Origin of the sequence: Mycobacterium sp. DBP42, from assembly GCF_005924235.1 — a bacterium.
GTDB classification, from domain to species: Bacteria; Actinomycetota; Actinomycetes; order Mycobacteriales; family Mycobacteriaceae; genus Mycobacterium; species Mycobacterium syngnathidarum.
In genome coordinates this window covers 63,169-80,020 of the sequence record NZ_VCMY01000027.1, presented here as the reverse complement: position 1 = coordinate 80,020, position 16,852 = coordinate 63,169, and the positions used below count along the sequence as shown (strand labels likewise).

Annotated in this window: 19 protein-coding genes; 11 read left to right on the top strand and 8 right to left on the bottom strand. The window is 67.5% G+C overall.

Features of this window, described 5'->3' with window-relative positions; genetic code table 11:
- Positions 1–168: 168 nt before the first annotated feature.
- From E0T84_RS21765 to E0T84_RS21755, 3 genes are all read right to left on the bottom strand, one after another.
- Positions 169–783 (bottom strand): LysM peptidoglycan-binding domain-containing protein, encoded by a 615-nt coding sequence (locus E0T84_RS21765; protein WP_070946141.1) that lies wholly within the window; start codon positions 781–783, stop codon positions 169–171.
- 210 nt (positions 784–993) lie between these two features.
- Positions 994–1,905, bottom strand: coding sequence for a sterol desaturase family protein (locus E0T84_RS21760; protein WP_138745506.1), 912 nt, complete (start codon positions 1,903–1,905; stop codon positions 994–996).
- Positions 1,906–1,934: 29 nt separating this feature from the next.
- On the bottom strand, positions 1,935–3,512 hold the full coding sequence (locus E0T84_RS21755) for a carboxylesterase/lipase family protein (protein WP_138745505.1): 1,578 nt from the start codon (positions 3,510–3,512) through the stop codon (positions 1,935–1,937).
- Positions 3,513–3,587: 75 nt separating this feature from the next.
- On the opposite strand from E0T84_RS21755, the gene E0T84_RS21750 reads away from it, so the two are divergent.
- Together E0T84_RS21750 and E0T84_RS21745 are read left to right on the top strand one after the other, a co-directional pair.
- On the top strand, positions 3,588–3,923 hold the full coding sequence (locus E0T84_RS21750) for a multidrug efflux SMR transporter (protein WP_138745504.1): 336 nt from the start codon (positions 3,588–3,590) through the stop codon (positions 3,921–3,923).
- On the top strand, positions 3,923–4,252 hold the full coding sequence (locus E0T84_RS21745) for a multidrug efflux SMR transporter (protein ID WP_070946137.1): 330 nt from the start codon (positions 3,923–3,925) through the stop codon (positions 4,250–4,252). Before E0T84_RS21750 ends, E0T84_RS21745 begins: the two co-directional genes overlap by 1 nt.
- On the opposite strand, the gene E0T84_RS21740 is transcribed toward E0T84_RS21745, so the two are convergent.
- The gene (locus E0T84_RS21740; RefSeq protein WP_249383709.1) at positions 4,205–5,449 is read right to left on the bottom strand and encodes an MFS transporter; all 1,245 of its coding nucleotides are present in this window, start codon (positions 5,447–5,449) and stop codon (positions 4,205–4,207) included. The two genes, E0T84_RS21745 and E0T84_RS21740, sit on opposite strands and share 48 nt — an antisense overlap.
- Before the next feature lie 52 nt (positions 5,450–5,501).
- Between E0T84_RS21740 and malQ the strand changes: the two genes are divergently transcribed.
- The 4 genes from malQ (at position 5,502) to E0T84_RS21720 (ending at position 10,228) form a co-directional block, all read left to right on the top strand.
- Positions 5,502–7,643 carry a 4-alpha-glucanotransferase gene (gene malQ / locus E0T84_RS21735; RefSeq protein WP_138745502.1) on the top strand — a complete coding sequence of 714 codons (2,142 nt, stop codon included), beginning with the start codon at positions 5,502–5,504 and terminating at the stop codon, positions 7,641–7,643.
- Between the two features lie 79 nt (positions 7,644–7,722).
- Positions 7,723–8,133 (top strand): hypothetical protein, encoded by a 411-nt coding sequence (locus tag E0T84_RS21730; protein ID WP_070946132.1) that lies wholly within the window; start codon positions 7,723–7,725, stop codon positions 8,131–8,133.
- A 68-nt stretch (positions 8,134–8,201) separates the two neighbouring features.
- Positions 8,202–9,101 (top strand): metal-dependent hydrolase, encoded by a 900-nt coding sequence (locus tag E0T84_RS21725; RefSeq protein WP_138745501.1) that lies wholly within the window; start codon positions 8,202–8,204, stop codon positions 9,099–9,101.
- A gap of 11 nt (positions 9,102–9,112) precedes the next feature.
- On the top strand, positions 9,113–10,228 hold the full coding sequence (locus tag E0T84_RS21720) for a PDR/VanB family oxidoreductase (protein ID WP_171055130.1): 1,116 nt from the start codon (positions 9,113–9,115) through the stop codon (positions 10,226–10,228).
- 16 nt (positions 10,229–10,244) lie between these two features.
- On the opposite strand, the gene E0T84_RS21715 is transcribed toward E0T84_RS21720, so the two are convergent.
- On the bottom strand, positions 10,245–10,742 hold the full coding sequence (locus E0T84_RS21715) for an NUDIX domain-containing protein (RefSeq protein ID WP_138745500.1): 498 nt from the start codon (positions 10,740–10,742) through the stop codon (positions 10,245–10,247).
- 201 nt (positions 10,743–10,943) lie between these two features.
- On the opposite strand from E0T84_RS21715, the gene E0T84_RS21710 reads away from it, so the two are divergent.
- Together E0T84_RS21710 and E0T84_RS21705 are read left to right on the top strand one after the other, a co-directional pair.
- The gene (locus tag E0T84_RS21710) at positions 10,944–11,243 is read left to right on the top strand and encodes a hypothetical protein (protein ID WP_138745499.1); all 300 of its coding nucleotides are present in this window, start codon (positions 10,944–10,946) and stop codon (positions 11,241–11,243) included.
- A 101-nt stretch (positions 11,244–11,344) separates the two neighbouring features.
- Entirely contained in the window at positions 11,345–12,115 is a 771-nt protein-coding gene (locus tag E0T84_RS21705; protein ID WP_138745498.1) for an SGNH/GDSL hydrolase family protein, read from the top strand.
- A gap of 30 nt (positions 12,116–12,145) precedes the next feature.
- Here the strand turns inward: E0T84_RS21705 and E0T84_RS21700 are convergent, their stop codons facing one another.
- Both E0T84_RS21700 and E0T84_RS21695 read right to left on the bottom strand, forming a co-directional pair.
- Entirely contained in the window at positions 12,146–12,709 is a 564-nt protein-coding gene (locus tag E0T84_RS21700) for a hypothetical protein (RefSeq protein WP_070946128.1), read from the bottom strand.
- A 71-nt stretch (positions 12,710–12,780) separates the two neighbouring features.
- A complete protein-coding gene (locus tag E0T84_RS21695; RefSeq protein WP_138745497.1) occupies positions 12,781–13,581 on the bottom strand; it encodes a ketosteroid isomerase family protein in 801 nt (266 codons plus the stop codon).
- A gap of 89 nt (positions 13,582–13,670) precedes the next feature.
- Between E0T84_RS21695 and E0T84_RS21690 the strand changes: the two genes are divergently transcribed.
- The 3 genes from E0T84_RS21690 (at position 13,671) to E0T84_RS21680 (ending at position 16,369) form a co-directional block, all read left to right on the top strand.
- Positions 13,671–14,057 carry a hypothetical protein gene (locus tag E0T84_RS21690; protein WP_070946126.1) on the top strand — a complete coding sequence of 129 codons (387 nt, stop codon included), beginning with the start codon at positions 13,671–13,673 and terminating at the stop codon, positions 14,055–14,057.
- Positions 14,058–14,173: 116 nt separating this feature from the next.
- Positions 14,174–14,611: a hypothetical protein gene (locus tag E0T84_RS21685; protein WP_138745496.1), complete on the top strand. Its 438-nt coding sequence runs from the start codon at positions 14,174–14,176 to the stop codon at positions 14,609–14,611.
- A gap of 84 nt (positions 14,612–14,695) precedes the next feature.
- A complete protein-coding gene (locus tag E0T84_RS21680; protein WP_138745495.1) occupies positions 14,696–16,369 on the top strand; it encodes an acyl-CoA synthetase in 1,674 nt (557 codons plus the stop codon).
- Position 16,370: 1 nt separating this feature from the next.
- Here E0T84_RS21680 and E0T84_RS21675 read toward each other — a convergent pair whose 3' ends face one another.
- The gene (locus E0T84_RS21675; RefSeq protein ID WP_138745494.1) at positions 16,371–16,850 is read right to left on the bottom strand and encodes an SRPBCC family protein; all 480 of its coding nucleotides are present in this window, start codon (positions 16,848–16,850) and stop codon (positions 16,371–16,373) included.
- Positions 16,851–16,852: the final 2 nt, after the last annotated feature.

Genomic DNA, 16,852 nt, shown 5'->3' with positions numbered 1-16,852 from the left:
TCGTCTCCGGCTTCCTTCCCACCCCACCTCACAGTGACGCAGTTGCCATCGACTCGGAGTTAAACCACCTTCACCTCCAGAGGACTCACACCTCCAAGCGAATGCCCATGCTGGGCGTACACGACGACGGCCCGGACCACGTGGTCCGGGCCGTGCGTCTGTGCGGAGTCAGGGAATCGTCAGAACCTGGCCCGGGTGAATCAGGTCAGGGTTGGCGACGCCGCTGGCATCGGCGATCTGCTGGTACTTGTTGCCGTCACCGTAGAACCGCTCGGCGATCGCCCACAGGGTGTCGCCCGAGACCACGGTGTAGGTGCGCGGCTCGGGTGCCGGCGGAGGTGGCGGCGGCGCGGCCGGCTCGGGTGCGGCGGCCGGTGCGGGCTCTTCGACCGCGGCCGGTGCCACCTCGGGCTCGGGCGCTGCGGCCTCGGGTGCCGGTGGCGGCGGCTCGGAGGTCTCGGTCTTGGAAGACCAGGCCGGCCCGTCGGCGGCGTACAGCACCAGGTTGCGGTCATCCTGGAGAACGAGCTTGACGTCCTTCTTGCCCTTGGTGTCGGTGTGCCACACGGGCTTCTCGGACGTGTACAGCACGAAGTTACCGTCGGTCTGCACCTCCGCCCGCACAACGTCCTGGCCGTTTGTGGAAGTCGACCAGACCGCTTCGTCGCGTGCGTACAACACGAGGTTGCCATCATCCTGCAACGTCAGCGTGTATGCGCCGTTGTTGGAGGTGAGCGACCCCCCCTTCTCCAGCTTCTGCCCTTCGGTCAGTGTGTCTCCCACGCATTGCCCCTTTCTGGACCCTGATCCGGGTGGTACACCCCGGTTCAGTCGACCTTACTGATTCGAGGTTTGCTTTGGTGCCATTCGGCTCGGCCCGAATTCAAACGTCACACAAACACTGGGGAACACCAGGTGTCTCCGCCGGCGGAGTGCCCAAATCACGTACCGCGTCAATTCCGGTGTCGGCCAATGGTTGTGGCAGCGCCGAGGCTATCCCACCGACTGTGATTCCGGAACGCCGACGGGCTGCCAGCCCGGCGGGCCGAATATGTAGCCCACCCGATCCCGCACGCGGGGGGCCCGCCGGACGTCGCGGGCGATCGCCACATATTCGTGGGTCTGCAGCTTCCAGATGTTGAACGTCTCCACCGGCTTGGTCAGCCCGTAGTGCGGCCGGAACACCTCCGGCTGGAAGGTGCCGAACATCCGGTCCCAGACGATGAGGATGCCGCCGTAGTTGCGGTCCAGGTACAGCTGGTCTCGGCCGTGGTGCACGCGATGATGCGACGGGGTGTTGAAGATGAATTCGATTGGCCGCCATAGCTTTCCGACACGCTCGGTGTGCACCCAGAACTGGTAGACCAGATTCACCGAGAAGCTTACGAACACCAGCCACGGGGGGATGCCGAGCAGCGGCAGCGGAATCCAGGCCAGGATCTCGCCGCTGTTGTTCCACTTCTGCCGCAGGGCCGTGGCGAAGTTGTAGTACTCACTCGAGTGATGGGCCTGATGCGTCGCCCAGATCAGCCGCACCCGGTGTGCCATTCGGTGATAGGCGTAGAACAGCAGGTCCACCCCGACAATCGCGATCACCCACGTGTACCACCGGTTTCCGGGCAGGTGCCAGGGCGCCAGGTAGGCATAGATGGCCGCATAACCCAACAGCGCCAGCAATTTCCATCCAGCGGTTGTCAGGATCGACACCAACCCCATCGAGATGCTCGCCCACGCGTCGCGGGCGTTGAACGCACCGGCAGGCGCCCGCTCGGATTCGAGGTGCTCCAGGCGGCGAGCTGCCACCCATTCCACCGTCAGCAACACCAGGAAGAACGGGATGGCGAAGAACACCGGGTCCCGCATCGGCGGCGGCAGGAAGTCCAGAACGGACCTGATCATGTCCATGTCGGTGCCCTTGTCTCAGCGGATCCGGCTCACCGGAAATTGAGGATCTGGCTTCCCCAGGCCGCGTGCAGATCGCGGTCCAGGTCGGCGACGGTCTTGTCCTGCTTGTCGATCACCAGCGTGGCCCGGTCCTCGCGGCGGTAGGGCCGCCACACCGGTTCCCCGGGGGCACCCGACGGTTGCCCGGTGGCGGCGAAGTTGACCCAGCGGCGGCGCACCCGCTGCGACACCGCACGTCCGTGCTTGAGCCCACCCAGCTTGAACGTCGGATCTTTCGGACCGGCAACGAGATTGCCCCAGACATAGGGCAATTCGGTGGCATGGGCGGCGCCGAGGCGCAGCAGCCGCAGCATGGGGGTGGTGAAGTCGAAGCGGTACAGGTGCACCGGGGCGACCGCACTGTGGCCCTCGGCGAACCACAGTGTCGGCATGCGGAAACCGATGTCGCGGGCCATGCCCAATCCGATTGCCTTCGGGCGTAATCCCGCATAGGCGGAGGTGATCTGCGCTTCGGTCGGCAGTTGCAGGCCGGGCTGTTCGGCCGCGATCGCGGCGAACATCGATCGCAGTGCTCCGGGCGTGATCGGCACGAGCGGCGACTTCATCCACCGGAACACCGTGGCTTCGTGTTCGTTGGTCCCGATGATCAGCGGAACCGGGTGGGTGCGGCCCTCCCTCGCCGCGGCCACCGGATAGTCCCCAACCACGTCTCCGTCGACGATGGGCGCGAAAGCCAGCACGCCCGGTGACTGGCTCGGTACCGCGTCGTACACCTCTTTGGCCGCGGCCAGGAGTGCGGGTACCGGCACGCCGGACAACCGTGCGACGTCATCCTCGATCCCCAAGCTCTCCAGGAACTGGGCGGCCACCGCACGGGAGCGCTCCGCGTCGTAGACCGACGTCGCGGGCGAGCTCTGCGCTATCGCCGCGCTGAACAAACCTTCGGCGGCCGGGCTGGCCAGCAGCGTGGTGACGATGCCGCCTCCGGCCGATTCTCCGAACAGTGTCACCCGCTGTGGGTCGCCGCCGAATGCGGCGATGTTGTCGCGCACCCACTGCAGCGCGAACAGCACATCGCGCAGGCCCAAGTTGGTGTCGAAACGCAGCCCCTTGGCGCCGGGCCGCCCGTTGAAGTGGGACAGGTCGAGGAAACCGAACGGGCCCAGCCGGTAGTTGATCGTGACCACCACCGCATCACCCTCGACGGCCAGGACCGAACCGTTGTACAGCGGCTGGCTTCCCGAACCCAGGACATAGGCGCCACCGTGAACCCAGACCATGACCGGTTTGCCGTCGCCGGCCTCGGTTCGGCTCGGCGCCCAGACGTTGAGCACCAGACTGTCTTCGCCCTGGCGGGCACCGAGATCGAGCGGGATCCTCGGATCGGTGAGCTGTGGACACACCGGTCCGGGTGCGGTGGCGTCGGTGATCTCCTGCCGGTGCGCGGGTGGCTGCGGTGACCGCCAGCGCAGTTCACCGGCCGGTGCGGCGGCGTAGCGAATGCCCAGCCACTGTTTGACGGTTCCGTCGTCGGTCCCACGGACCGGGCCGTACCCGGTCTCGACGACCGGCCCGCCCCTGGTCTGGGCTCGTGTCGGATCGGTCATGCGGACTCCTCGGCAAAGCTTGGCGAACTCCCCCACGGTACTCATCGCGGCCGGCCGCTCGGATAAGTTGGTCCGGTGCGAACCTGGGCGTTGTTGGCTGCGGCCGTCGCCACCGAAGTCAGCGCCACCCTGTCGCTGCGCGCGTCCCAGGACCATTCGGCATGGCTGGTGCTGGTGGTGTCCGGCTATCTGGCCGCATTTGTGTTGCTGACCCTCGTGCTGCGGGCCGGCATGCCCGTCGGGGTCGCCTACGGCATTTGGGGCGCGCTGGGCACCGCGGCGACGGCCGTGCTGGCCGCGGTGCTGTTCGGCGACCCGTTCACCTGGCCGATCGTGGCCGGCATCGGTTTGATCATCGCGGGTGTGCTGCTGGTTGAGCTGGGGTCGCATCCGCGTCGGGCCGAATCATGATGTGGCTGGCACTGATCGGGGCGATCCTGGTCGAGGTGTTCGCCACGCTCGCGCTGCGGGCCTCCGACGGGTTCCGCCGCAAGGTCTGGATCGCGCCGGTGATCGGCGGGTATGTGATGTCGTTCTATCTGCTGTGGTTGGCCCTGTCGTGGGGTGTGCCGGTGGGCATCGCCTACGGAATCTGGACCGCGTGCGGGGTCGCGCTGGTCGCCATCATCGCCAGGTTCCTGTTCCGGGAGCCCCTGACCCCGGTGATGCTGCTCGGCATCGTGCTGATCGTGTCAGGAGTGTTCACGATCGAGCTCGCCGGTGTCGTCCCGGCGCACTGAACCCGACGCCGGCTTTCGCGGCAGCACCCCGGCCAGCAGGGCCGCCACCACTCCGGCTACCGGCACTGTCAGCAGGCCTGCCCGCAACCCGGCGGCGTCGGCGATGAGGCCGACCAGCAGCGGAGCTCCGAAGAACCCGACCCGCATGAGCCAGGTGACCACGGTCAGCCCCGTACCAGGCCGCAGGCCGGGCAGCTGGTCGGCGCCGTGCATGGCGGCAGGCACCAGGGTGGCCACGCCCAAACCCGCGAGCGCAAAGCCGGCGATGGTGCCTGGGATGGTCGGCAACGCCAGTGCGGCTCCCATGCCCGCGGCGGCGATGATGCCGCCCGCGCGGGCCACGGCGGCCTGGCCGAACCGGTCGACCAGTCGGTCGCCGGTCAACCGGCCGATGAACATGAACGCCACCAGTGCGATGTATCCGAAGACGGCCGGCGCCGGTGGCGCATCTAGCCAGTCGCGCAGATAAAGCGTGGCCCATGAGCTTCCGGAGTCTTCGACGGTGGCGCCGGCAATGGCGATCAGCACCATCGCGAGCAGCATCAGGTACACCTTGGCGCCGGCCTTGGTGCCCGGCGCGGCTTGTGTTGCCGGGTGGTTGTCGTGATCGGGGCCGGGCAGCAGGTAGCGGTAGGCGGCCAGGGCCACCGCACTCGACAACACGCCCACCACCGCGAGTTGGAGTCCCCGCGGAATCCCCAGCGCGATCGCTGCGGCACCGGTGAGTCCGCCGAGGATCGCCCCCGCCGCCCACACGGCGTGCAGCGAGTTGATGATCGAGCGTCCGTGTTCGCGTTGCAACCGCAGCCCGTGTGCGTTCTGGGCGACATCGACCACCGAATCGCACGCCCCGGCCAGGAACAAGGCCGCGGCGAACGTGAGCGGCGTGTCCGCGACACCGGCGGTGGTGATCAAGGCGGCGAGGGCGACCGTGCCGATCACGGCGACCCGTGCGCTGCGGAACCTCCGGATCAGCATCGCCGCGGTCAGTCCCGCAACCAGTGCCCCGCCGGAGAACGCGGCGACGGCCGCGCCGTACACCGCGTTGCTCAGGTGCAGGTCGGTTTTGATCTCGGGATAGCGCGGCAGCAGGTTGGCGAAGATGGCCCCGTTGGTCAAGAACAACGCTGCCACCGCGATGCGGGCCCTGCGCAAGGCGGCGGTGTCGCGGTGATCTGTTACCGACCTGGATGCCACTGAGGCGACACTACTGCGGCACGATCGCGTTCCGGGCACCAAGATTGGTCTCATGACCTCTTCGTCATCGGCCCTGCTGGAGTTGGCCAACCGCTACGGCGTGGCCGCCGAGTTCGACGACTGGACCGGCCGTCGCACCGCTGTCGCGGAATCCACGCTCGTGGCGGTGCTCGAAGCTCTCGGCGTGCCGGCGGGCACCGAGCAGGAGCGGGCCGACGCGCTCGCCGACCACGACCGGCAGTACTGGCAGCGCTCCCTGCCGCCCATCGTGGTGGGCCGGGCGACGGTGGCGTCGAGTTTCTGGGTGCATGTCACCCACGGGGATCCGGTCGAACTCACGTTGCATCTAGAGGACGGCACCGAACGCAGCGGCCTGCGACAACTGCAGAACCTCCGGCCCCCGTTCGATCTCGGCGGCCGGTTGATCGGTGAGGCGACGTTCGAGCTACCGGCAGACCTACCGCTGGGTTATCACCGGCTTCGGTTGCAGGTCGGGGAGTTTCACACGGAGACCCCGGTGGTGATCTCCCCTGCCACCGTCGGGCTGCCCACCCGTCTGGGCGAGCGGCGCACCTGGGGCCTGGCCACCCAGCTCTACAGCGTGCGGTCGAAAAACTCTTGGGGCACAGGTGATCTGACTGACCTGACCGATCTGGCGGTGTGGTCGGCCGCCGAGCACGGCGCAGGCTTCATCCTGGTCAATCCGTTGCATGCGGCGGCCCCCGCCGCGCCGATGGAACCCTCGCCGTATCTGCCCACCTCGCGACGCTTCGTCAATCCGCTGTATCTGCGGGTGGAAGCCATCCCGGAGTTCGCCTCGGTGCGTCACCGCAGCCGCATCCGGGCGTTGCGCGCCGCGCTCAACGAACACGCCGACCGCGCCCCGACCATCGACCGCGATGCGGCCTGGCGGGCCAAACGCACCGCCTTGGAACAGGTGTACCGGGTGGAACGCTCGGCAGGACGCGAGCTGGCGTATGCCGCCTACCGGGCCCGGCAGGGTCGCAGCCTCGACGATTTCGCAACCTGGTGCGCGCTGGCCGAACGGCACGGTGCCGACTGGCACGGATGGCCGCAGGCACTGCGGCATCCGGCCAATCCAGAAGTGGCCGACTTCGCGGCAGCCCATCCGCGGGCCGTCGACTTTCACCGCTGGTTGCAGTGGCTGCTCGACGAGCAGCTGACCGCCACCCAGGCCACCGCGGTTCAGGCCGGGATGGAGCTGGGCGTGATGAGCGACCTGGCGGTCGGTGTGGACCCCGACGGTGCCGATGCCTGGGCGTTGCAGGACGTGCTGGCGCTCGGGGTGACCGCGGGCGCACCGCCGGATGAGTTCAACCAACTCGGTCAGGACTGGTCCCAGCCGCCGTGGCGGCCCGACCGCCTCGTCGAGCAGGCTTATGAACCGTTTCGCGCCGTGGTCAACATGGCGCTGCGCCATTCGGGCGGGGTACGCATCGACCACATCATCGGGATGTTCCGGTTGTGGTGGATTCCGAAGGGCGCGGCGCCCACCGACGGCACCTATGTGCGCTACGACCACGACGCGATGATCGGCATCATCGCGCTCGAGGCGCACCGGGCCGGGGCCCTCGTCGTCGGCGAGGATCTCGGCACGGTCGAGCCGTGGGTCCGTGACTACCTGCGCGAGCGGGGCCTGTTCGGCACCTCGATCCTGTGGTTCGAGTCGGACGAGTCCGGCGGGCCACTGGCCGCCGAACGGTGGCGCGAGTACTGCCTTTCCTCGGTGACCACGCACGATCTGCCGCCGACACCCGGGTATCTGGCCGGTGAGCACGTCCGGTTGCGGGAGGAACTGGGGTTGCTCACCCGGCCCGTCGAGCAAGAACTGGCCGCGGATCGCAGCGCCCAGGCAGCCTGGCTCGACGAGCTGCGCCGGGTCGGTCTGCTCGGGCCCGATCCGGATACCGATCAGGTGGTGGCGGCGCTGTACCGCTATCTGGGCCGCACCCCGTCGAAACTGCTGGCGCTGTCGCTGGCCGACGCGGTCGGAGACCTGCGCACCCAAAATCAGCCCGGCACCACCGACGAATACCCGAACTGGCGTATGCCGCTGACGGGTCCGCAGGGTCGGCGCCTGCTGCTCGAGGATGTGTTCGTCGATCCGCGAGCGGATGCGTTGTGCGACCTGATGGCCTCGATCACCGCCCATCCCGGCCAGGCGCGGATGTAACGCACCGGGTGTCTTCTCCGGTTTCACATTCGTCACTGCTGCGATATGTTCGCAACCGCACCCGACTGACGGAGTTCACGTGAAGAAGCTTGTTGCGCTCGGCGGCGGACTGCTCGCCGCCGGTTCGATCGCAGTGTTGGCCGCAGGCACCGCCACCTCGCAGCCGACCTCGGCATCGGTCAACGTGGTCGGCGAGCCTTATATGAAGGCCTTGGCGATCCTGAAGAGCCAGGGCATCAAGGCCACCTTCGGCGGCTCCTTCGGCAGCTCCCTGCCGCAGGCCGAGTGCCTGGTGGACTCTCAGAAGGTCAACTCCAGCGGCAAGATGATCCTGATGCTGGATTGCAGCGAGGCCGCCGCCGAGCAGAGCGCCGATTCGGCCGTCCCGGGCGGCCCCAGGGTCGGCAGCAACGGGGTGACCACGGTGACACCGACGCCGGTGGTCCCGATCGCCGGGGCACCTGGCGCGGGCACGCCGCCGCCGGCCTGACCCGGTACCGCCGTTCCCACCTAATTTCGTACACTACTGAGAGTCCACTCATCCCAGGGAGGCTCTCGATGTTGCGTCCATTGCGGTTCGACCATGAGATCGACCCGGGCCCGGTACAGATCCAGGCCCGCAAGGTGCATTTCGATCTCGACGACATCCCGTTGCACTGGATTCCCGGCCATCCCGTCGCCTCATCGATGGTGAACCTGTTCAATGTGGTCCTGCCCGTGGCCGAGCACTGGTTCGTCGCGACGTTCAACGAAGCACTGCCCTATGTGCGCGATCCCAAACTCGCCGACGACATGCGCGGGTTCATCGGCCAGGAAGCCACCCACGCCGAGACACACGACCAGGTGCTCGACGAGTTCCTGACCAGCCACGGGGTGGATTACCAGCCGGTGATGTCTCTGGTCGAGCACGTGTTCACCAAGACGCTGGCCCCGTCGGACTCCCCCGACCCGCGCCGCAGGCTGGCCAACCTGTGCGACCGACTCTGGCTCATCGCCGCGATCGAGCACTACACGGCGGTGCTGGGCGACTTCGTGCTGAACTGCACCTGGGAGGATCACGACGCCGATCCGACGATGACCGATCTGTTCCGCTGGCACGGCGCCGAGGAGGTCGAGCACCGCAGCGTCGCCCACGACGTCGCGGTCTACTTCCAGGACAGCTATTTCAGCCGGGTGCGGGCGATGTCGATCGCCGCGACGGCGGTGTACCTGTTCTTCCAGCGCGGCTGCTGGGCGATGGTCAAGAGCGACCCGACCCTCGACATCGGCTGGTGGCAGATGAACAAGTTGCGCATGCGTGATTCCAAGCTCGGGCTGTTGCCGAAGTTCTCCCGGATGTTCGGCTCCAACACCCTGGCCTACTGCCGGCCCGGCTTCTCCCCGGAGGAGATGGGGTCGACGGCGCAGGCGGTCGCATACTTGGCGAGCTCGCCCGCGGCGCGGGCCGCTCACCTGTGACGGGCGCCGACATGCCGACGCGGTCACTGATATCCCGCTACCGCCGGCTACCACCGAGCATGTCGGGCCGTTTCCGGCATGATCCGATGCTCGGCGCCGCCGGCGCCGCCATCGCCACCATTTGGTCGGTGGGCAGGATGGTCCGACGGCCCAGTCCGCCACCGGAGCTGGACCGCACGATCACGCTGAGGGTGACGGGCCGGGAGGTGGTGGCCCACGATCAGGATGTGATCGCGCTGACCCTGGCCGCTGCGGACGGCAGCGAGCTTCCGCAGTGGTATCCGGGTGCGCACATCGACCTGCACCTGGCCAGCGGCCGGGTGCGCCAGTACTCGCTGTGCGGGGACCCTGCGGTGACCGACAGTTACCGAATTGCCGTGCGGCGCATACCCGATGGTGGTGGCGGTTCGGTCGAGGTGCACGACAGCCTGCGGGTCGGCAGCGAGGTGAGTACGCACGGCCCGCGAAATGCATTCGCCCTCACCGTTCCCGGTTACGGATCACCCGCCCAACGTTTCCGATTTGTCGCCGGCGGCATCGGCATCACCCCGATCCTGCCGATGCTCGGGCTGGCCGAGCGGCTGGGTGTCGACTGGTCGATGGTTTACGCCGGGCGCAGCCGAGACAGCTTGCCCTTCCTCGATGAGCTGGCCCGGTTCGGCGACCGGATCGAGATCCGCACCGACGATGTCCAGGGCTTGCCCAGCGCCGACGATCTTCTGGGGGACTGCGCCGACGGCACTACGGTGTACGCGTGCGGACCGGCCCCGATGCTGACCGGCATCCGGACCGCGCTCACCGGTCGCGACGATGTGGAGCTGCACTTCGAAAGGTTCGCGGCACCACCGGTTGTCGACGGCGCCGAGTTCTCGGTGACCATCGCCTCCACTGGTGCCGACATCACCGTCGCAGCCGACGAGACCCTGCTGGCCGCACTGGGCCGGGCCGGCGTCAGTGCCCCGTACTCCTGCCAGCAAGGTTTCTGTGGCACATGCCGAATCCGGGTCACCGACGGGATTGCGCAGCACCGCGATACGTTGCTGACCGACCCCGAACGCGACGCGGGCTATCTGCTCACCTGCGTGTCACGGGCCGAGGCCGGCGAACGGCTGACCTTGGACCTCTGAGGCGGCGGCGAGCTTCCTACCCGCCCTCCGCTCGGCCTTCGCCGTAGCCGGCCAGCCCGGGGGCGGCCATCAACTGGTCCAGCAGCGGGCGCTGCCCGCTCAGCAGCTTGGCGCGCGCCGTGGCCACCGAAACCCAAGCAACACGGTCTATTTCGGGAAACTCGACGAACCGGCCCGACCCCTTGGGCAGTTCCACGGTGAACGTGTTGCTGACGGTTGCCGCGGTGTCGAAATCGGCACGCACCGCAAACGCGGTCACCACCTTGCCGCCCGCCTGGCGCACCGGGGCGAGGTCGATGCGCGGACCGGCCGGCGGCGGGGACCCGAGTTCCTCGGTGAACTCACGTTGAGCCGCCACCCACGGATCTTCCCCGTCGACGTACTCCCCCTTGGGCACCGACCACGCGCCGGCGTCCTTGCGGGCCCAGAACGGTCCGCCCGGATGGGCGATCAAGACCTCTACGTCCGTCCCGACGAAGCGGTACAGCAGGACACCGGCGCTCAGCTTTGCCACGAGTTGCACGCTACGCGGTGGCGCCGGTTCCCGAATGTGACGCACGACTCGTCAAAGGTTTTCGGTCAGCCGGAATTTTAATTGTGAACTCCCGGTTAATCGTTAGGTAACACTTAAACGCACTGGCAACGGCACCCCCTCACCCACGCGCTGCAGGGGGACCGTATGCGACACAACAGAACAAGAAAGAAGGCACCAAAGATGATGAGGCTGGGATTTGCCGGCGCATTGGCAGGCGCAGCCGTGGCGACGGTCATCGGTCTGGCCGCACCCGCTCAAGCCGCACCCACCGGACCGGGCAATGCCCAACAGACGATCAGCAACCTGCAGGCCCAGGGCTACAAGGTCGTCGTCAACCACATCGGCTCTACTCCGTTGGACAAGGCATCGGTGGTAGCGGTGCGGCCCGGGCAGACCTACAGCCGGACAGATTCCGGTAACCCCGGCGACAACCGTCAGACCAACGTTGTCAACAGAACGGTTTACGTGGACGTGAAGTAGACCAGAATTTCGTGAAACCTCAAGGAGGGGCGCTTTTTTCGGGCGCCCCTCCGTTGTGTCCGGGTGCGGAGTCCGATCCGGTGCGCGCTAGAGTCGCCAACGTGCGACGTTTCACCAGGTATGTCGCCCTCGGTGACAGCCAGACCGAAGGACTGTGGGATGGCGACGACACCGTGGGCCTGTTGGGGTTCGCCGATCGGCTCGCGGCGCGCCTCGACGGGCTCTACCCCGGGTTGGGCTACGCCAATCTGGCCATCCGTGGCCACCGCATCGGTGACGTGCTGCACACCCAACTGCCCACCGCGTTGAACATGCGACCCGATCTGGTGACCGTGTGCATCGGAATGAACGACGTGACCCGGCCCGGACGCTCGTTCGCCCGGGCACTGGTTGATCTCGAGTTCATCTACCGCACCGTCGCGGAATCCGGCGCCACCGTCGTCACCACGACGTTCCCGGACATAACGCAGATCCTCCCGGTGGGCAGGCTGCTCGGGAAGCGGGTGATCCAGATCAACGACGCCATCATCGGTGCGTCCGAGCGGTACGGCTTTCACCTCGTCGACCTGTACACGGCGCCTTCGATGCGCGAGCCCGAGACCTGGAGTCCCGATCGGGTGCACGGGTCAGCCAAGGGGCACGCCCTGTTCGCCGCGGCGGCCGCCGAGGCGCTGGGATTGCCTGGCAGCAACCATGACTGGGCGCTGGCCACCGGACAAGACCAGACCCAGTCGTTTCGGTCCCGGGCCTATTCGCAGGTGCTGTGGACGCAGAACATGCTCATGCCGTGGCTGTGGCGTCACCTCCGAGGCCAGTCCGGCGGCACCGGCCGGTCGCCGCGGCGGCCCGACTTGATCTACCTCAGTGCCTAGCCGAAGCCGAGGATGATCAGGCAAGCCCGGTCAGACTCCGCCCCAGGCGGAGTCGAGTTCTTTGGCAACGTCGATCACTTTGGCCTGCTCGGAGGCCGGGCTGTCGATCTCGCCTGCCACGTGCGCGGCGATGAACCGTTTGATCTCGGCGTCGACGCCGGCCAAGATCCGTAGCACTTCGGCACGCAGCGACTTCGAGGTGACATGGATCGAGATGTCAGACGGCCGTGGCTTCTTCACATCGAGGATCAGCAACAGCGGCTCGGCGGCCAATGCCGAGGCGCGCAACGCGATCTCACCGAACACCATGAATTTGGGCCGGTCGATACGTAGGTCGATCACCATGTCGATCTCCAGCGGGATCCGGATGGAGAAGTCGATGGTTTCGCCGACGATCCGGCTGACCCGCGGCTTCTGGATCTTGACCCGCGCGGTGACCTTGGCGATCTTGCCCGGCCCCTGGGCGATCGGGCCCATCTCGAATGCGTCGCCGGCAATCGCGCCGATGGCGTCGCCGACCCGTTCCTCGGATACGGCCACCTCGAAGAACCGGCGTCCGAATTCCTCGTAGGTGATGTAAGCGTGATCAGCCATGATCCTTCTACGGTCTCACGACGGTGCGCCGGGATGGTGCAGCCGGGCCGGTATCGACACTCATGCCGCGTTCACGTCGCGTCAGCGAAGTACCGCAACCGGGTGACCGCACGCGCCCCGCGGCCGACATCGGCGATCAGCACGGCCCGGCGTCCGTCGCGGTCCAGGCCGGCGGCCAGACTCGAACCGGAGGCGATCAGCTTGCGCCAAGAGGCACCCGTGGTGCGTTCCACCAATCCAGAGGTGCTCAGCGGTGCGTCATCACCGAAGCAGATGACGGTGTCCGCACCGATCCGCCGTTGCACCGCCACCGCGTCGCCGGCGCACAGATCGTCGAGCAGTCCGGTGAGCAGGCGCTTGCCGGCACGGCCGGCTCCGCCCATGCCCTTGGCGAAGCCGAGCGTGCCCGCGGGCCCCTGGTTGCGCAGCAACGCGGCGGCCAGCCGCAGTCCGACCGGCACCGCGCCGGGACCCGCCTTGGCGAATTGACCGATCATCGCCGGCAGCTCCCAGTACGCCTGCAATTGACCGATCCGCGGTCCGTCGGCACCGGCGGAAACGGCGTAACGAAGGTAGGCGGGGATCCGCATGCTGACCGAAGGGCCCATCGCGACTTCGAGCTCGAGGTCACGGATCACCGTCGACCCGCTGACGATGTCGACATCTCGGTGGAATGTGATGTCACGCGGCGCGATGAAGGTGTCGTAGAACCGCTCGATCTGGGTCGGTCCCCGGTGGGGCCGTGAGCCCACCGGGTCCTCGACCTGTCCGCCGGCAGCGAACAGCCCCACCCATCCCTGCCGGTCATGCGCACCCGCTGCCTGCGGCGACAATTCGACAGTGGCTAATAGCTCGTCCCGTGTGAAGGCCATATGCATCGTTTACCATCCCGCTCGGCCGCGCATGCGCGCACACTGGTGTTGACACGTGGGCTCAGCCCACAACCACCGAGGAGACCGCAATGAGTGGCAGTGGACCGTTCGGGTTCGACCCCGAGGACTTCGACCGCGTCGCGCGCGAGGCCGGCGAGGGGCTGCGCGATGCCCTCGACGGGTTGGGCAAATTCTTGGGCAACCCTGGCCAGGGTGCCGGCTGGGCCGGACTGCTCGATGAGGTGACCCGGTTCTCGCGGCCCCGGGCAGAACCGGAGACCACCGGCGAGAAGGGTGACGGCGTCTGGGCGATCTACACGGTCGACGACGCCGGCGGTGCCCACATCGAGCAGGTTTTCCCAAACGAACTCGAGGCCCTGCGGGCCAATTCGAGCAACACGGATCCGGGTCGGCGGGTGCGGTTCCTGCCGTACGGCATCGCGGTCAGCGTGCTCGACACCGATACCGGCGAGTAACAACGGCCCGAAATGCTGACTGCCCGCCGCGGTGACCGGCTAGGCTTCTGCCTCAAAGTCAACGAACTGGCCGGTCTGGCACACCAACCACAGGCCGGCAATGCTGAGGGTGGAACATGATTCGCGAACTCTTCGCCACGACGGCGGTCGCCGCGGCGGCACTGGCAACAGCGATCACGATGGCGCCAGGTGCCATGGCCGACGACAACAGCAACATGTATCCCGACAATCCGGGCCGCTACCCCACCGATGTTCCGGGAATGAGCTACGAGGCTTCCAACGGCGCGCCCTGCTTCAGCTGGGAACGCAACGTGTTCGGCCGCGGCCCGGGTGGCACGGCGATGCAGTGCCGGTGGATTCCGAACCAGTGGCCGCCGGTGCACACCGGCTTCTGGACCTACGCCTACCCGCTGCACGGCGTGCAGGAGATCGGCTCGCCGTGCCCGGGTCCGCAGGCGGCGGCGCAGTCCCCTGATGGCCGGCCGATGTTGTGCCTGGGCGCGCAGGGCTGGCAGCCGGGTGTGCTGACGGGCGACGGGTTCTTCCCGGTCTGAGGCGCGGGTCACATCCCGTCGGCCATACAGTCCAGTGACACATGTATGGTCGGGGGGCCCGAATCCGTGCACACCAGGAGTGCCATGAGCGCCGACGTGAAGTTCGATCTGTCCACAGTCTTCTCCACGGTGGCCGACGCCGTGCCCGATCAGACCTTCCTGGTGTGGCGCGATCGCCGGCTCAGCTACGCCGAGTTCGATGCGCGCGTCGACGGCTTCGCCCACTATCTGGTCTCGGCGGGTCTCGGGGTGCACACCGAGCGCGCTGGGCTCGCCGGACACGAATCGGGCCAGGACCACCTCGGCATCTACCTGCGCAACGGCAACGAGTATCTCGAGTCGATGATCGGCAGCTACCGCGCGCGGGTGGCCCCGTTCAACGTCAGCTACCGGTACGTGGAGGAGGAACTCCTCTACCTGCTGAAGGATTCGAACGCCCGCGCGGTGATCTACAACGCCGAGTTCGCGCCCCGGGTGGCCGCGATCCGCGACCAGCTGCCCAACCTGCAGGTGCTCGTCCAGGTCGCCGACGAATCAGGCAACGACCTGCTGCCCGGTGCTGTCGATTACGAGACGATCCTGAAAACCCCTGCGCCACAAGCGGGGATGCCGACCCCCTCCGGCGACGATCTGTACGTCCTCTACACGGGTGGCACCACCGGCATGCCCAAGGGCGTGCTGTGGCGTCAGCACGACATCTTCCTGTCCTCGATGGGGGGCCGTCCGTTCGGCACCGACACCTTCATCGGGTCCTACGAGGAACTCGCCGAGCGGGCCGGCACCGCGGGCGGCGGATTGTCGCTGCTGATGATCCCGCCGTTCATGCACGGCGCAGCGCAGTGGGCCGCCTACAACGCGATCACCATGGGCGGAAAGCTGGTCATCCCCGACGATGTGGTCCGGATGCGTCCCGACAACGTGCTGACCCTGGCCGCGCGCGAACGGGTGCTGAGCATCCCGGTGGTCGGCGATGCGATCGCCCGACCGCTGATCGACGAGATCGAGAAGGGCGACTACGACCTGTCGGGCCTGTTCACCATCACCAACGGAGGCGCGCCACTCTCGCCGACCGTGCGTGAGCGCATCCTGGCCGCGCTGCCGCACCTGATGCTGCTCGATGCGGTGGGCTCCTCGGAGTCGGGTACCCAGATGAGCACCGCCTCCACCGCGGGCACCGATTCCGAGGCCGCCACCTTCAGTCCCCAGTCGGACACCGCCGTGGTCTCCGAGGACATGTCCCGGGTGCTCGGCCCCGGCGAGGGCGGCGGCTGGTTGGCCCGGCGCGATCTCATCCCGCTGGGTTATCTGGGCGACGCGGCCAAGACCGCACGCACCTTCCCCACCATCGACGGAGTGCGCTGGGCGGTTCCGGGTGACCGGGCAAACGTGTTGGAGGACGGCCGCATTCAGCTGCTGGGCCGAGATTCGGTCACCATCAATTCCGGCGGCGAGAAGATCTTCGTCGAGGAGGTGGAGCGGGCCATCGCGGCACACCCAGCCGTCTACGACGTGGTGGTGGTCGGTCGGCCGTCGGAGCGTTGGGGCAACGAGGTCGTGGCCGTCGTACAGTTCGCCGAAGGCGCCTCGGCCACCGACGAGGAACTCGTGGCGGTGTGTGAGCGAGCCATCGCGCGGTACAAGATCCCGAAGGCCTTCGTCCGGTCCGACCAGATCGTGCGCTCCCCCGCCGGCAAGGCCGATTACCGCTGGGCCAAGTCGGTGGCCACCGAGCACACCGAGGCAGTCAGCACCTCCTGACTCACTCCCCTTTTCTGGGCGAGCAGGCGCCGAACAGTTTTCCGATCGCGGCGAGCATCGCGGTGTGGGCGGCGACCGCCTGCGCCACGGTGATCGCCAACAACGGCCGGGGTGCGGCGATCCTCAATTCTTCGGTGATCCGGGTTCCGGTCGCGGTAACCGCGAAATCCACCCGACTGTCCAACCGCACCTGCGGGAACTGGCGGGCCTGCGCGGTCACCGCGCCCGTGGCCGGAACGATCAGCCTGGCCCGATAGGTGATCGGAAGAGTCAACGGCCCCAACGGGATCCGGTCGCGGACCCGGTAGTCCTGCTGGTATCCGTCGGCCAGCTCGAGCCGGGAAGTGCTGCGCACCCACTGCACCAGTGGATGCACTTGTGAGATGTTGTCCAAGTCGACGTAGAACGCCCGCACCTGCTCTGGCGGCGCGGGCACCTCGCCGCTGACACTGCGCCGGGCTCGCCCGCTCCAGATGCTCACGC

Coding starts and splice junctions, on each gene's coding strand:
- E0T84_RS21760 (WP_138745506.1), bottom strand. CDS start 1,905: ATGGACATGATCAGGTCCGTTCTGGACTTCCTGCCGCCGCCGATGCGG.
- E0T84_RS21745 (WP_070946137.1), top strand. CDS start 3,923: ATGTGGCTGGCACTGATCGGGGCGATCCTGGTCGAGGTGTTCGCCACG.
- E0T84_RS21720 (WP_171055130.1), top strand. CDS start 9,113: ATGCCGACGCGGTCACTGATATCCCGCTACCGCCGGCTACCACCGAGC.
- E0T84_RS21690 (WP_070946126.1), top strand. CDS start 13,671: ATGAGTGGCAGTGGACCGTTCGGGTTCGACCCCGAGGACTTCGACCGC.
- E0T84_RS21695 (WP_138745497.1), bottom strand. CDS start 13,581: ATGGCCTTCACACGGGACGAGCTATTAGCCACTGTCGAATTGTCGCCG.
- E0T84_RS21710 (WP_138745499.1), top strand. CDS start 10,944: ATGATGAGGCTGGGATTTGCCGGCGCATTGGCAGGCGCAGCCGTGGCG.
- E0T84_RS21725 (WP_138745501.1), top strand. CDS start 8,202: ATGTTGCGTCCATTGCGGTTCGACCATGAGATCGACCCGGGCCCGGTA.
- E0T84_RS21755 (WP_138745505.1), bottom strand. CDS start 3,512: ATGACCGATCCGACACGAGCCCAGACCAGGGGCGGGCCGGTCGTCGAG.
- malQ (WP_138745502.1), top strand. CDS start 5,502: ATGACCTCTTCGTCATCGGCCCTGCTGGAGTTGGCCAACCGCTACGGC.
- E0T84_RS21700 (WP_070946128.1), bottom strand. CDS start 12,709: ATGGCTGATCACGCTTACATCACCTACGAGGAATTCGGACGCCGGTTC.
- E0T84_RS21680 (WP_138745495.1), top strand. CDS start 14,696: ATGAGCGCCGACGTGAAGTTCGATCTGTCCACAGTCTTCTCCACGGTG.
- E0T84_RS21685 (WP_138745496.1), top strand. CDS start 14,174: ATGATTCGCGAACTCTTCGCCACGACGGCGGTCGCCGCGGCGGCACTG.